The organism is Paraburkholderia sp. SIMBA_053 (genome assembly GCF_046534895.1).
Taxonomy (GTDB): domain Bacteria; phylum Pseudomonadota; class Gammaproteobacteria; order Burkholderiales; family Burkholderiaceae; genus Paraburkholderia; species Paraburkholderia caledonica.
The window spans coordinates 1-251 of sequence record NZ_JAWRXU010001250.1 but is presented as its reverse complement, the minus strand read 5'-3'; the positions used below and the strand labels follow the sequence as shown (position 1 = coordinate 251).

The window sequence follows — 251 nt, the reverse complement described above, 5'->3', positions numbered from 1 at the left end:
ACACTGAAGGCGATCGTCGGCTTCACGCTCGATATCACGTCGCGCAAGGAGGCCGAACTCGAACAGCGCGCGATCGCCGAATCCGAGAAGCGCGCGAGAGAGCATAGCGACGAAGTGGCGCGCGCCATGGATCACTTCGTCACGGCCGTGAGTCACGAACTGCGTTCGCCGCTCGGGGCGATCTTGTCGTGGACGCTGCTGCTGCAGCGCGCGGCCGATCTGTCACATGTCACACGCGCGGCGGGCGTGAT

At 64.9% G+C, this 251-nt stretch carries 1 pseudogene; it reads left to right on the top strand.

The annotated features are described in order from the left end of the window. Window positions 1-251 (top strand): annotated as a pseudogene (locus SB753_RS39635) (PAS domain-containing sensor histidine kinase); the annotation flags it as partial.